General features: G+C 63.5%; 11 protein-coding genes and 1 pseudogene. 7 read left to right on the forward strand and 5 right to left on the reverse strand.

What is annotated here, in order from left to right:
- Window positions 1–9 precede the first annotated feature (9 nt).
- The 3 genes from KEM63_RS11295 to KEM63_RS11305 are packed head-to-tail and all read right to left on the reverse strand — an operon-like array spanning window position 10 to window position 3,220.
- Window positions 10–1,593, reverse strand: coding sequence for a sensor domain-containing diguanylate cyclase (locus KEM63_RS11295; RefSeq protein WP_223651712.1), 1,584 nt, complete (start codon window positions 1,591–1,593; stop codon window positions 10–12).
- Window positions 1,590–2,024: a type 2 periplasmic-binding domain-containing protein gene (locus KEM63_RS11300; protein ID WP_223651714.1), complete on the reverse strand. Its 435-nt coding sequence runs from the start codon at window positions 2,022–2,024 to the stop codon at window positions 1,590–1,592. The genes KEM63_RS11295 and KEM63_RS11300 overlap by 4 nt, the downstream gene beginning before the upstream one ends.
- A gap of 8 nt (window positions 2,025–2,032) precedes the next feature.
- Window positions 2,033–3,220, reverse strand: a complete 1,188-nt coding sequence (locus tag KEM63_RS11305; RefSeq protein ID WP_223651716.1) for a porin — start codon at window positions 3,218–3,220, stop codon at window positions 2,033–2,035.
- 340 nt (window positions 3,221–3,560) lie between these two features.
- Here KEM63_RS11305 and KEM63_RS11310 point away from each other — a divergent pair, with 340 nt between their 5' ends.
- From KEM63_RS11310 to KEM63_RS11330, 5 genes are all read left to right on the forward strand, one after another.
- Window positions 3,561–6,527 (forward strand): PAS domain-containing protein, encoded by a 2,967-nt coding sequence (locus KEM63_RS11310; protein ID WP_223651718.1) that lies wholly within the window; start codon window positions 3,561–3,563, stop codon window positions 6,525–6,527.
- An 85-nt stretch (window positions 6,528–6,612) separates the two neighbouring features.
- On the forward strand, window positions 6,613–7,374 hold the full coding sequence (locus KEM63_RS11315; protein WP_223651720.1) for an alpha/beta fold hydrolase: 762 nt from the start codon (window positions 6,613–6,615) through the stop codon (window positions 7,372–7,374).
- Between the two features lie 117 nt (window positions 7,375–7,491).
- Window positions 7,492–8,325, forward strand: coding sequence for an alpha/beta fold hydrolase (locus KEM63_RS11320; protein WP_223651722.1), 834 nt, complete (start codon window positions 7,492–7,494; stop codon window positions 8,323–8,325).
- Window positions 8,326–8,476: 151 nt separating this feature from the next.
- Window positions 8,477–9,523 carry a DUF1615 domain-containing protein gene (locus KEM63_RS11325; RefSeq protein ID WP_223655866.1) on the forward strand — a complete coding sequence of 349 codons (1,047 nt, stop codon included), beginning with the start codon at window positions 8,477–8,479 and terminating at the stop codon, window positions 9,521–9,523.
- 50 nt (window positions 9,524–9,573) lie between these two features.
- Complete coding sequence (locus tag KEM63_RS11330) at window positions 9,574–10,179, forward strand: DedA family protein (protein WP_223651724.1); 606 nt, start codon at window positions 9,574–9,576, stop codon at window positions 10,177–10,179.
- A gap of 26 nt (window positions 10,180–10,205) precedes the next feature.
- Here the strand turns inward: KEM63_RS11330 and KEM63_RS11335 are convergent, their stop codons facing one another.
- Both KEM63_RS11335 and ilvA read right to left on the reverse strand, forming a co-directional pair.
- The gene (locus KEM63_RS11335) at window positions 10,206–11,027 is read right to left on the reverse strand and encodes an aldo/keto reductase (RefSeq protein ID WP_223651725.1); all 822 of its coding nucleotides are present in this window, start codon (window positions 11,025–11,027) and stop codon (window positions 10,206–10,208) included.
- A gap of 85 nt (window positions 11,028–11,112) precedes the next feature.
- A pseudogene (ilvA, locus tag KEM63_RS11340) lies at window positions 11,113–12,174 on the reverse strand (threonine ammonia-lyase, biosynthetic); the annotation flags it as partial.
- A 210-nt stretch (window positions 12,175–12,384) separates the two neighbouring features.
- On the opposite strand from ilvA, the gene KEM63_RS11345 reads away from it, so the two are divergent.
- Both KEM63_RS11345 and KEM63_RS11350 read left to right on the forward strand, forming a co-directional pair.
- Complete coding sequence (locus tag KEM63_RS11345) at window positions 12,385–13,032, forward strand: DJ-1/PfpI family protein (protein ID WP_223651726.1); 648 nt, start codon at window positions 12,385–12,387, stop codon at window positions 13,030–13,032.
- Window positions 13,033–13,065: 33 nt separating this feature from the next.
- Window positions 13,066–14,283, forward strand: a complete 1,218-nt coding sequence (locus tag KEM63_RS11350) for a YbfB/YjiJ family MFS transporter (RefSeq protein ID WP_223651727.1) — start codon at window positions 13,066–13,068, stop codon at window positions 14,281–14,283.
- Window positions 14,284–14,301: the final 18 nt, after the last annotated feature.

A 14,301-nucleotide genomic window follows, 5' to 3' on the forward strand; every position in this document is an offset into this window, starting at 1 on the left:
GCCGCGCGCTCAGATCGGATCGCCGTAGAACTGATAGCGATTGCGTCCGGCACGCTTGGCCTGATACATCGCGGCATCCGCATGGCTGAGCAGTACCTCGGCGCTGTGGGTATCCCCGCCCGGCATGGCGATGCCCAGGCTGGCTCCAACCTGCGCGGTTTGCTCCCCGTCTACAGGAATCGGTCGATTGACCAGCTCAAGGAAGCGCAGCAGCATCTGTTCCAGCCCTTCGCGCTTGACCGGACCTTGCAGCAACACCACGAACTCATCGCCGCCCAGGCGCGCCACGAAGTCATCCTTGCGCACCAGACCACTGAGCAGCCCGGCGACATGCTGCAGGATCCTGTCGCCAGTCGCGTGGCCAAACGTATCGTTGGCCTGCTTGAAGCGGTCCAGATCAAGCATGATCAGCACGCAGCGCTGTTCAGGATCCAGCTCGAAGTGGCTGAGCGCCTGGTCCAGGCGACGAGCCAGGCCGCGGCGGTTGCCGAGGCCGGTGAGCGAATCGGTCAGTGCCATCTTTTCGGCGGCCTGGGTCGCCAGGTGCCGGTCGGTCACGTCATTGGCGACCCCCTGGTAGCGGTCCCGCTCGTAGGCATTGAACAGCATGGCGATCCAGCGCGGGCGCTCGTCACTGCCGATGCGCACCTCCAGCTGCTGCGCCTTGCGATCCATCTCGCAGGTGGCGAGCACCTCCTCGACGTCACTTGTGGGCAGTTCGCACAAATCACAGAGCCGCACTGCCTGCGCACCAAGGTCGATGTCCGCAGCGAGACCGAACATGCGCTTGAACGCGGGGTTGGCCGATGACAGTCGGCCTGCCCTGTCGACCTCGAAGATACCGGTCTCGACGTTGTCGAAGATGGTTCTGAAGCGTCGCTCCTCGATTTCCCTTTGCACGCGCAACTCACGCTCGCCCCGAAGCGAGGAGACCAACCGGTCAATCATTGAGTTGACGCTCATGACCAGCCGGCCCAATTCGTCGCGCTCGTTGCCAGGGGGCACCACCAGCTTCTCGCCGCTCTCCCCGTCCAGTTCGCGCAGACGACGCGACACGTCCCGGATCGGCCGGGTGACCAGCCGAACGATTACCCAGACCACGGCCGCGCCGATACCGAGCAACTGCAGGATGAGCAGCACAGCGGTAAACAGGGAGGCTTCATATACCGACTGCCGTATCTGCTCGACATTGGGCGTGAGCACGATGCGGCAGACTTCTTCATCGTCCACGAACGGTGACATGACCGACCGTTCAAGTGGGCTGGCTGCCTGAGCCTGGGCAGTACCCATCTCGAGCATGACCGCCCCCGCCTGCACGATCTGTACCCTGCCGACCACGCCATTGCTGATGAGGCCGCTGGCCACTTCGGCCGCCAGATCGCGGTTATCCAGAAAACAGGCGATCTGGACCGTACGCTCGACGGTGTCGAGCAACTCCTCCAGACGCTGGTGCTGTTCGTTGCGCTCGCGCCGCTCACTGACGAGCATGGCGCCGATCAACGACACGGCACCCAGAACACCGACCGCAATAAGCGTAAGCGCTGCACTGCGCAGCGCCAGCCGGGTGCGAAACAGCCTGACCAGAGATTTCACGGGGCCGGTTGACCCGCGAAGCTCATGACCACCACCAGATCGTCCGGTACCTCGGCGCTGTCGACGAATCCTATAGCGCCCGGATTGCGGCGCACATAGTCGAGCAGATCCTTCTCAGTTTCGATCTGCAGCGGCGGCGATGCCTGCCCGGAAAACATCAGCCGGGCCCAGTACGAATTGATCTCGGCCATGTCCTTGTTGACCAGCTCCCGGTAGAACTCCGCTCTGAGCGGACCCAGGTCCACGGGCAATGCAGCGATGCCCGACGGCAACTTGCGATAACGCCCCATGAAGATGTTGATCAGTTCCCTGCGGGTTAGCTCGCTGACACGAGATTCCGGGTTTGCGATGACAACCAGCTCGGCACGTAGCGAGGCCGGCACCAAGAGCGATACCGCCAGGAGGGCGAGAAGAAGCGGATATTTCTTCATATTCCCCCCTAGAAAACGAAATCGAGAGCGAGACTGAACACGGTCGTGTCCTTGTCCCAGTCAGGGTCGACATGGCGCCAGGTCAGGCCGACCTGATCGACGTTGATGAAGTCTACCTGGCTTTTCAGCGCGACATTGCGAGCAACGTCATACCGTGCGCCGAGCGATAGCGTCTGCTGCGTAAGACCGGCCTTGTCGTTCGACGGCAGACCCAACTCGTTCAGCGGTATGCCACGGGTGCGTGAACCGGACAGGGAAACGAACGGCGTGAACGGCTCCAGACGATACCCCGCTGTAACGAACGCCGAGGTGAGGTCGGTCTCGTCACCGGGGCGGTTGAACTGGCCCAGCATGGCCTGTATCTGCAGCGGACCACGGTCGTAGGCGACCCCCAACGAGCTCATCTGGATGGTCGTGGGCTCCACCGATTCGCGGAGCGCATCTGCCAGCTGCGGGAGGAAGAACTGCAACTGATCCAGGTCTCGAAGGTAGCTCTCCGGCGCCTCCAGCCTGTAATCGATCGCACCTACGCCGGCCTGCCAGCGCCAGCTGCCGATTTCGTAGTTGATATGCCCGCCGTAGACGCGGCTATCGGCGGCGTCGAGCACCACGCCGGCGATATCCGAGTTGATCTTCTCGTCTGCCAGACCCGCGTACAGCTTGCCCCACAGCAGTCCATCGCCCAGGGGCCGGCGCAGTACGATGTCCCCGCCGTCGATATGGGTAAGGTGGCGAGTGCCGTAGTAATCCACCGGCGGGCGCACCCAGAGGTACGAATATCCAACGTCTCTGGAGTCGGCCAGCATGTATGTATCGAGCGCCACCCGACCGAGGCGCAACGTCACCGCAGGGTCCGGGTTGTAGCGCAGAAAGGCCCAGGTCAGCTTGGGTTCGTAGCTGCCGGTAGGGTCGTAGCGCGAGACGCCTTGCACCACCGCATCGAGTGAGTCGGTCAGGGTTCCGCGCAACTGCAACCCGAAGCGACTGTCGACGTCGCCGTCCCAGTCACCCGCGGTGCCACTCTTTTGCGTAATGTCCCGGATGAACTCGGCGTCCGAGTCCGTGCTTCGGGCGATGCCCAGTGTGCCAAAGCCGTTGACCGCGACCTTGCCATTGAAAAGCTCGATTGCCTGAGCATTGCCGGCGGCGGACAGGAGCAGGGTCAACCCAAACGGTAGGAATCGTGATGAACGCATGGGAGTCTCTCGAATGACATGCAGCGCGTTATTGTTGGATAGCGAAGAGGCCCGGCGGGGTCCGGAAGGGGCCGGAGCTTCCGGCTCGTGCAGGTTTGGTCGCATGATCGGGTGCCTAATCTAGAGCAATTCACAGCCTGCTGCCATGGGTGAGCGTGCCATGCTTGTGACGCTGGGGCCACTCCGTCCCGAATGGCGGAATCGGCAACCTGCAACGTATATATCGGCCGTGGGCTTGCCGGCTTTAATCATCGCCGGAATCGCCGTCTCGCCCCGCTTCGCTTTGTTCAACATGTGTGTTGTGGCTTATGCTTGGCTGACCAAGGTCCGGATACCACACATGACGAGCGTCGACTCCAGCGCGCCAGACCACCCGCACTTTTACTCGTTCCTGCGAGGCGGGGGGGAAACCGGCGAGCTCATTCGCCGCCATGACTGGTCTGCCACGGATCTCGGCCCGCTCGAGACCTGGCCGCAATGCCTGCGCACAGTGACCGGCGTGGTCCTGCTGTCGCCGGTCCCCATGGTGCTTCTATGGGGCGCGCACGGGATCATGATCTACAACGATGCCTATTCCCGGGTTGCCGGCGCACGGCATCCGGAGCTGCTCGGCTCCGAGGTGCGCAAGGGCTGGCCAGAGATCGCCGACTTCAATGACACGGTCATGCGCGCCTGCCTCGCTGGCGATACGCTGTCCTATCGCGATCAGCCGTTCACGCTGCTGCGCGATGGCGGCGCCGAGGAGGTCTGGCTGAACCTCGACTATTCCCCTGTACTGGGCGAGTACGGCGAGCCGGCAGGCGTCATTGCCGTAGTGGTCGAGACCACTGACAGCGTCAATACCCGGGCGCGGCTGCAGTTTGAAAGCTCGCGGCTGGAGCGTCTGTTCGCGCAGGCGCCGAGCCTGATGGCGATGCTAAGCGGCCCTGACCACGTATTCGAACTCGCCAATCCAGCGTACCGACAGTTCGTCGGAGAACGGCCACTGGTCGGCCTGCCGATGCGCGAGGCGCTGCCCGAGATCGTCCGCCAGGGGTTCGTTGATCGACTCGACGAGGTCTACCGCAGCGGTCAGGCCTACGCCAGCACCTCCGCTGTGGAACTCCTCCGAGGGCCCGACCGGACACACGAGACGCGGGTGGTCGATTTCGTCTTTCAGCCGATTGCGCAAAGCGATGACGAGGTCAGTGGCATCTTCATCGCCGGGTACGATGTCACCGAACGGGCACACGCGGAAGAGCGCGCACGGTTTCTGGACAGCCTGGGCAAGGCTACGGCCAACCGGGTTGATGCCGATTCCGTACTGGAAATCACCACCACCATGCTCGGCAGCCATATGGGCGTAGCGCTGTGCGCCTACGCCGACATGGATCCCGACGAAGACGGCTTCACCATCCGCGGCAACTGGGCCAAACCGGGCGCGAGCGGCATCATCGGACACTACAATCTGGCGGACTTCGGTGAACTGGCAGTGCGCAACCTCAGTTCCGGCAAGCCTCTGGTGCTGGATGACGTGCGCGCACAGCTGCCTGCCGAAGAAGCCGACACCTTTCTCGGCCTGGGCCTTGCCGCGACCGTATGCCTGCCGCTGGTCAAGCAAGGTCGGCTCACGGCGCTGATGGCGGTGCACGACGACAAACCCCACCTATGGACCGCCAGCGAAATGGCGCTGGTCACCGAGGTAATCGAACGCTCCTGGGCGCACATCGAGCGGGTCCGTGCCGAGACGGAAATGCGTCTTGCCGAGCAGCGCTTTCGCGAAGCGCTGGAAACCGAGGTGGCTGAACGCACCGCCGCGCTGGCCCAGAGCCAGGCGCATATCCGTGCGGTCTCGGAAACCACGCACATGTATCAGGGATTGATCGCGCCAGACGGACGCCTGTTGTACATGAACTCCACCGCGTTAAGCGGAATCGGCGCGCGCGCCGAGGAGGTGACTGGCCTGCTGTTCTGGGACACCCCCTGGTTCACAGCCACGCCGGGAGTGCCTGAGCAGGTTCGCGAGGCAGTCGGAGAGGTTGCAGCTGGCAATGTTGTCAGTCTCGACATGACAGTGAATCTGCCGACCGGTGTACGCTCGTTCGACTTCGCCATGCGTCCGGTACTGGGCGAAGCAGGCGAAGTGGTTGCGATCGTTCTCGAGGCAGTGGAAATCACCGCTCGCAAGCGTGCCGAGCAGGCGCTGCAGCACGCACAGAAAATGGAAGCGCTGGGCAACCTCACCGGCGGCATTGCGCACGATTTCAACAATCTTCTGATGGCGATTCAGGGCAGCCTGGAATTGCTGCGCAAGCGCATGCCGGACGACCCCTCGCTGGTACGCCTGGTCAATAACGCACGATCCGGCGTCGAGCGCGGTGCCGCGCTGACCTCGCGCATGCTGAGCTTCGCCCGCAAACAGGATCTGCGCTCCGAACACGTCGACCTGCGGACTCTGGTCGCCGGCATGGCAGAGCTGCTCGAGCGCTCGCTCGGCGCAATGGTTACCATCGAAACGCACTTTGCCGAGCGCCTGCCGCTAGTCGAGACCGACCCCAACCAGCTTGAGTCCGCTCTGCTCAATCTCGCCCTGAATGCGCGCGATGCAATGGGGGGCAAGGGCCGGATCTGCATCACGGCGCGCGAGACGATCGTCGACGATGTTACCGATACGCTTCCCGGCGGGCGCTACGTCTGCCTGGACGTCCGGGACGAAGGTGAAGGCATGGATGATGCCACGCTCAAGCGCGCCACCGAGCCGTTCTTTACCACCAAGGGCATCGGCAAGGGCACCGGCCTGGGCCTTTCGATGGTGCATGGCTTCGCTGAACAGTCACGGGGGCAACTGGTTCTCGGCAGCGAGCCCGGGAAAGGAACGGTAGCGTCGCTTTGGCTGCCGGCCCTGGATGTCCAGGCCGAGTACCAACCCCGCCCCGCAACCCCCGCCGAACCGGTACCGCAGGTTGCGCCGCTGACGGTCCTCACCGTTGACGATGATCATCTGGTGCTGATGAGCACTGCCGACATGCTGCGAGAGCAGGAGCATCAGGTGCTGATGGCCCGGTCAGCGCGGGAGGCGCTGGTGTTGCTCAAGCATATCCGTGTGGACCTGGTGATCACCGATCATGCCATGCCGCATATGACCGGCCTGCAGCTGGTGGCCGAGATCCGGCGCAATTACCCGGGCGTTGCCATCATTCTTGCCTCCGGATACGCCGAACTCGCTGCAGCCAGGGAGATCGGATTGACGCGTCTGTCCAAGCCGTTCACCCAGGCTCAGCTCGACAGAGCGATCTGGCACGCAACCCGAGCTTCCAGCTCACCCTGAGACAATCGAAACTTTTGCCTCGACACCTCCTCGAATAGCATGCGCCTGTCTGGGTTGCAGCGGCGGCAGCGAATTGGGGGAGCACATGAGCACATTCACGTCTTTCGATGGCACCAGGATCTTCTACCAGCAGTGGGGCCGCCGCAGCAGCAGCAGGCCGCCGGTGGTACTGCATCACGGTTACGTTGCCAACGCACGTGCCAACTGGCTCTGGACCGGCATTGTCGGTCGGCTCACCGCCAACGGACACAAGGTCATCGCCCTCGATGCGCGCGGTCACGGACGCTCCACGAAACACCATGACCCGGCACGCTATGGCGAGGCAACCATGGCGCAGGATGTATCTGCGTTGCTGGATCATCTGTCACTGGACCAGGTCGATCTGGTCGGCTATTCGATGGGCGCTACCGTCGCATTGATCGCCGCATCCGAAGATCCGCGGATACGGCGCCTGGCTGTCGGTGGGATCGGCGCGCATACAACGCGCCTGGGACGCGGTCGAAAGAATGGTTTCGGAAGCAGACTGGCCAAGGCGATGCTCGCGCCCAGCGTCTTTTCGGTACGCGATCCGATGCTTGCCGGTTTCCGGATAATGGCCGATGCGCTATGGGCTGATCGCAAGGCGCTGGCTGCTCAGGCTCTGGCGTTCCACAACAAGCGCATCGCCTTCGATCGCATCGACTCGCCAACGTTGATCATTGCCGGGAACGACGATCCATTTGCCCATCAGCCTGAGGTACTCCAGCGAGCCATCGAGGGCGCGCGGCTTCAGCTCATGCCGGGCAACCATACCAACATTCTGACCAAGCCCGCCTTCAGGGAGGCGCTGGTGGCGTTCCTCCGCTGACCGAGCCGCATGCACTGTCATGCCAGCACGCCGAATCCATCGAACGGATCGTAAGGTTGAACACTGCCCGCGTTGTCGAGTCCACATGAACATCTGAAGCAACCCCGGGAGCAGGAAATGCGCAGCGAGACCGCGAATGTAAAGGGCGTCACCATGCGCTGGCTCGAGCAGGGTGAGGGGCTGCCGGTCGTGCTGTTGCATGGTATCCCTACCTCGCCCACCCTCTGGCGTCATGTCATGCCGAAGCTCGAGGGTGTGCGGTGTCTGGCGTTCGAAATGATCGGCTATGGCGAGTCGATTCCCGCCGGTGTCGGGCAGGATCTGTCTATTTCCCACCAGGCCGAGTACCTCGCGCAGTGGATGGATCACCTGGATATCAGCGGTGCGTTGCTGGTCGGGCACGACCTTGGCGGTGGCGTGGCACAGATTACCGCGGTGCGACGTCCCGACCTGTGCGCCGGGCTGCTGCTTACCAACGCGATCGGTTACGACTCCTGGCCCATCCCCAGCGTCAAGGCACTGAGCGCAGGCGGACCGATCATCAGTCATCTCCCCGGCGCAGCCGGCAAGCAGATCCTGCGGCTGCTGATGATTCGCGGCCATGACGACAAGGCCATGGCCGCAGAATCGCTGGCACAGCATTGGCAGCCCTACGCCAGACATGGCGGCGCCGCCAGCCTGATCCGACAGGTCGAGGCACTCGACGTACACGACACGCTGGCCATCCAGGACGCGCTGCCAGGACTGGCGATACCAGCCCGCGTTGTATGGGGCGCCGCAGACCCGTTTCAGAAGATCGAATACGGCGAGCGCTTCGCCCGCGATCTCGGAGCGCCACTGCACCGGATTGATGGCGGGCTGCATTTCACGCCAGAGGACCACCCTGACGTGCTTGCCGAGCAGATCTTGGCATTGGCCGAAGAAGTGCGGCATGCTGCTGCGCCGCTCTGAAGTCTGGCGGCAACCCGATTACAACCTGCGACTGAAGCGAGACATGACGCCCATCTTCCGTACCCGCACGCCCTTCCACCGCTGCAGCCACGGATCGCGTTACGTTCGCGGCTATGGCTGGCACCTGCTCTGGTTGCTGTCGCTCGTATTGATGGTCGGCTGCGGGACCCGCCCCGCGCAGGGACCGGCCTACCAGCCAGACGAGGTGCGCGCACGTATCGTCCGCCTGATTCCCAGCGAAATTCCGGACCGTCAGGGCTGGGCGGCAGACATCTTTACCGCCTTCTCCACACTGGATATCGAGCCCTCGACGCGCAATATCTGTTCGGTGCTGGCAGTGACGCAGCAGGAATCCACGTTTCAGGTGGCGCCGCCGGTGCCGGGTCTGTCCAGGATCGCCCGGGAGGAAATCGACCGCCGGGCAGCGCGGCTGTATGTGCCGAAATTCGTGGTCAACGCAGCGCTGAATCTCAAGTCGCCCAATGGCAAGACCTATACGGAGCGGCTGGCCCGTGTGCGCACGGAGAAGGAGCTCAATGCAATTTTCGACGACTTCATCGGCATGGTACCGCTTGGCCGGCAACTGTTCGCCGGGCTAAATCCGGTGCAGACTGGCGGACCGATGCAGGTCAGCATCCCCTTCGCCGAGTCATACCGCAGCAAGTATCCCTACTCGATCGACACGTCGATTCGCGAAGAGGTCTTCAGCCGCCGAGGTGGGATGTTCTTTGGCATCGCGCACCTGCTGGACTATCCGGTCAACTATGACCGGCCGGTGTTCCGCTATGCGGACTTCAATGCCGGCTGGTACGCCAGCCGCAACGCGGCTTTTCAGCATGCCGTCACGCATGCCACGGGCATCAAGCTGGCGCTGGACGGTGACCTGATCATCCACGGCAGCCGCGAGGCAGGCGCTACGGAGCGCGCTGTGCGATCGCTGGCCAGTCAGCTGGACATGAACGACGGCGCCATTCGCCGCGATCTGGAGCGAGGCGATTCGCTCGAATTCGAGAACACCCGTCTGTACAAGCGACTCTACGAATACGCCGACAGGATGGAGGGCAGACCCCTGGCACGCGCCATGATCCCCACCATCAGGCTGGAGAGTCCGAAAATTACCCGTGAGCTGACGACCGCCTGGTTCGCCAATCGGGTCGATGAACGCCGCAAGCGCTGCGAGGCGCGCGCTGGCGGTTGATTGTCCAGTTCAGCGGGGCGGGCGATTTTCAATTCACGGAGTGGTAAAAGATGTTCGAAATGATCGTCGATGTGGTGTCTCGCGCTGGCTACGCCGGCGTGTTCCTGTTGATGCTGCTGGAGAATATCTTCCCGCCCATACCGTCCGAGTTGATCATGCCCCTGGCCGGCTTTGTGGCTGCCAAGGGCGAGCTGAACATCTATGGGGTGGTCGTGGCCGGAACCGCCGGTTCGGTCGCCGGTGCTCTTCCCTGGTACTACGCAGGTGCACGGCTGGGCAAGGATCGGCTGATGCATTGGACAGGCAGGCATGGGTACTGGCTGACCATGTGCCCGGAGGACATCGAAAAGGCGAATCAGTGGTTCGGGCGTCACGGCCGCAGTGCAGTGTTTTTCGGCCGGCTCCTGCCTACCATCCGCACACTGATTTCAGTGCCGGCTGGCCTTGCCCGGATGCCAATGGCCGGATTCATCGGCTACTCGACCGCCGGCTCGCTGATCTGGACGGCCTTGCTGGCGCTGGCCGGATTCATCCTTGAAGCGCAGTACGAAAAGGTCGCCGATTATCTCGACCCGGTATCCATAGCCGTAGTGGCAATCATTGCGATGATCTACGTATACCGGCTGGTCCGCCTGCGCTTGGGTCAGCGAAATTAGATCGAGATAGGCACCGCCGCGGGAATTCATACCATCTCCAGCGGCCGCTTGCCGTTGGGCGGCGGAAACGCCGCGTCAATCAACGCCAGGTCTTGTTCATCGAGTCGGACGGCATCGGCTTCAGCGTTTTGCCGCAGATGCTCGAGACCGACCGCCTTGGGAATGGCGATCACGCCGGGCTGGCGTAGCGCCCACGCCAGGGCGACCTGCGCGGTAGAGACCGCGTGCCGCTCGGCGACCTGCCGTAACGCAGGGTCCGACAGCAGCGCGCCGCCCTGGCCCACCGGACAGTACGCCATCAGCGGAATTCCCTGCTGTGCCTGCCAACCAAGCAGGTCATGTTCGATGCCGCGCGCTTCGGGGTTGTACAGCACCTGGTTGGTGGCGCAACGTGAATCGTCGAGTTCCGCCAGGTCAGCGACGTCGAAGTTCGAGACGCCCCAACGGAGGATCTTGCCTTGCTCGCGCAGCCGTTCGAAGCCCTCGACGGTATCACTCAGCGGATACTGGCCGCGCCAGTGCAGCAGGTACAGGTCGATGCAGTCGGTATCCAGGCGACGCAGGCTACGTTCGCAGGCCGTCTGAACGCCCTGCATGCTGGCATTGTGGGGATACACCTTGCTGACCAGATAGATCTCATCACGGCGACCGCGGATCGCCTCGCCCACCACATCTTCGGAGCCGCCCTCGCCATACATCTCGGCGGTGTCGATCAGCGTCAGACCGAGATCCAGCCCGGAGCGCAGCGCGCGGACCTCCGCCTGCCTCTGGTCTGCCCGTTCACCCATCCGCCAGGTCCCCTGGCCGATGCGCGGTACCCTCTTCCCGCCCAGTTCGATCGTCTGCATGATTGCCTTCCGCTGCGGTAATGGAGCTCTGACAGCATGTCGGCAATGGCGGTTCAGTTGGCTCGCCTCAGGCCATGATCTGACGCAGTCCGGAACGCTCGACGATATCCACCAGGCGATCGAAGTCGACATTGGCACCGGAGTTGATCGCTGCCAGCACCGCCCCTCTGCAGTTCTCGCGTGCGACAAAGTGCTTGAGCCCCGCCACCGCCAGCGCGCCGGACGGCTCGACGATCGAGCGGGTGTCCTCGAAAATGTCACGGATCGCGGTGCAGAGGTCGGCGGTACTCACGGTGATGACCTCATCCACGCAGCGTCTACACAGCTCGAAGTTGAAGGCGCCAACCTGCGCCACGGCAACACCGTCGGCGAAGCGACCGACCTCCCCCAACACGACCCGCTCCCCGGCAGCCAGCGCCGCCTGAAGGCAATTGGAATCCTCGGGCTCCACACCGATGACACGGACATCAGGACGCAGATACTTGATGTACGCGCCGACACCGGCGATCAGACCGCCGCCGCCCACCGGCACGAAAACCGCATCCAGCTGACCCGGACACTGCCGCAGCAGCTCCATGCCTACCGTCCCCTGACCCGCGATCACATCGGGGTCGTCATAGGGCGGGATGAATTCGAGTTGCAATGCCCCTGCCAACTCCAGCGCGTGCCGCAATGCCTCGGCGAAGGAGTCCCCGTACAGGATTACCTGAGCGCCTCGGGCGCGAACGCCGTCGACCTTGATCTGCGCCGTCGCGGTCGGCATGACGATCCGTGCCTGAATGCCCAGGTACTGGGCCGCCAGGGCCAGGCCCTGTGCGTGATTACCTGCAGAGGCTGCCACCACGCCTCGGCTGCGCGCCGAACGGTTCAGCCGCACCACCCGGCTATACGCGCCGCGGATCTTGAATGAGAACACCGTTTGAAGGTCTTCGCGCTTGAGCAGCACCTGATTACCAAAGCGTGACGACAACCGGGCGGCCGGCTGCAGCGGGGTTTCGATGGCAACGTCGTACACCGGTGCGGCAAGAATGCGCGCAACGCAGGCCTTGATCAGATCGTCCGGCGGCGGCGATGATGCGCGAGGCACCGACGCGAATGGCGGAGGCTGGTCCGGTTCCTGTGTGACAAGGGATGCGGGGGACTGCATGTTCGGCTCTCCTGGCTCGTTGGGTGCCTGGGAGACGAATCATGAAAAAACCCGCCTTCCAGGCGGGTTTGGGGACGTAGGCTAACCCGCCAAAGCTCCAATGGCGGTCATAATCATGGTTGCGTGCAACGACGTCGGGTTAGTCATGAGCCTGACCTTACGGCCGCAGCCCCCGGCGCGTCAAGCGCCGGCTACTGCAGGAGTACATGCATGAGCGCCGAAGACAGGGAATGGCTCGCACGAGAAGTTGGACAGCGCCCGCTGCGCGTGCAGATTCTGCTGTTCCCTGATGTCGAGATCCTCGACTTCGCCGGCCCGTACGAGGTCTTTTCCGTCGCCTCCCGGGTAGCACAACGCGATGGGCTGATGGCCCACCCGCCGTTCGACGTGCAGACCGTTGCCGCCGCCACCGCGCCTCTGCCCGCGCGGCATGGCCTGACGGTAATCGCCGATCACGGGTTCGACGACGTCCCGGCTGCCGACCTGCTGATCATTCCCGGCGGCGTCGTCGACCAGCCGCTCAATGATGAAGCGACGCTGGCATGGCTCCGCCAGGCGACGCAGCGCGCGGCATTGGTCGCATCGGTCTGCACCGGCGCGTTTCTGCTGGCGAAGATCGGTCTTCTGGCGAACCGGCGCGTGACTACGCACTGGGAAGATATACCCGATCTGCGCAGCGCCTATCCTGATCTGCAGGTGCTCGAATCGGTTCCCTTCGTCGATCTGGGCAATCTCCTGACCTCCGCGGGTATCTCAGCCGGCATCGACATGAGCCTGCACCTGGTAGGGCGCATCCTCGGCCCGGACACGGCCGCCGCTACTGCGCGCCAGATGCAATATCACTGGCAGGTCGGCTAGCATGGCCAACCAGTTCTGACACCCGGACGCCCCATGCCAGGCACTACATCCATTTTCGCCGTCGTTCGCCCAGACCCTGGCCCGGTGAAGGTCATTCTTGCGGGCATCTGTGCACTGATCCTCACGGTCGGACTCGCGCGCTTCGCCTACACCCCGATGCTGCCGGTTATGCGCGAAGGCGCCGGGCTCAGTGATCTGGCTGGTGGTTGGCTGGCTACCTTCAATTATCTCGGATACATCACCGGCGCATTGATTGCCGCCACGACCGGAAGCCTGCAACGCAAGTTCGTGCTGTACCGCATCGGTCTCGTACTCGGCGTAGTAACCACCGCTGCGATGGGGCTGACCGACAACGTTTATCTGTGGACGCTGCTGCGCTACTTCTCCGGCCTGTCCAGCACGGCAGGTCTGCTGCTGGCTTCAGGGCTGGCACTGAACTGGCTGATCCGCCACGAGCACAAACCTGAGCTGGGCGTACATTTTGCCGGCCTGGGAGTCGGGATAGCCGTCTCGGGCGCCGCAGTAGGCCTGATGATCGGTCACTTCGACTGGGCCGAGCAGTGGCTTGGGCTGGGACTGCTTGGGCTGCTCTTTGCCGTGCCGGCGTGGCTGTGGCTGCCGCCCCCGACACCGGTGGCGGCGCAGTCCACTGGCCACACCCCGACGGTGCCGGCCCCGGACGGCCGCTGGACCCGCCTGCTCATTGCCGCGTACTTCTGCGCCGGCGCCGGCTACGTCATCAGCGCCACTTTCATCGTGGCTATCCTGGAACGGCTGCCGGCATTCGCCGGCTGGGGAAGCTGGGTCTGGGTGCTGCTCGGCGTCGCCGCTGCTCCGTCGACCTTTCTCTGGGACCGCATTGCCAACCTCACGGGCGGCCTACCTGCCCTGCTGCTGGCCTACGCGCTGCAGATCGTGTCGATCGTGCTGCCGGTTCTCAGCGACGCAACCGCCTCGAACCTGCTTGCCGCCGTGTTGTTCGGCAATACCTTCGTGGGCATCGTCAGCCTGACGCTGTCGATCATCGGCAGACGCTTTCCCGCCAACCCGGCCAAGGCGATGGCCAGACTAACCATCAGCTACGGCATCGCGCAGATCATTGCGCCGGCGATAGCGGGGTACATCGCCACGGCTACCGGACGTTACGATGGGGCGTTATGGATGGCGGCAGTGGCAATGTGTATCGGCATGCTGCTGCTCTATGCGGCCCACCGACGCGAGGTGGCGTTGAGGCCGACTGGCGCGGGGTGACCGGGCACAGGAGACGCA

This window comes from Halopseudomonas nanhaiensis (genome assembly GCF_020025155.1).
Lineage (GTDB): Bacteria > Pseudomonadota > Gammaproteobacteria > Pseudomonadales > Pseudomonadaceae > Halopseudomonas > Halopseudomonas nanhaiensis.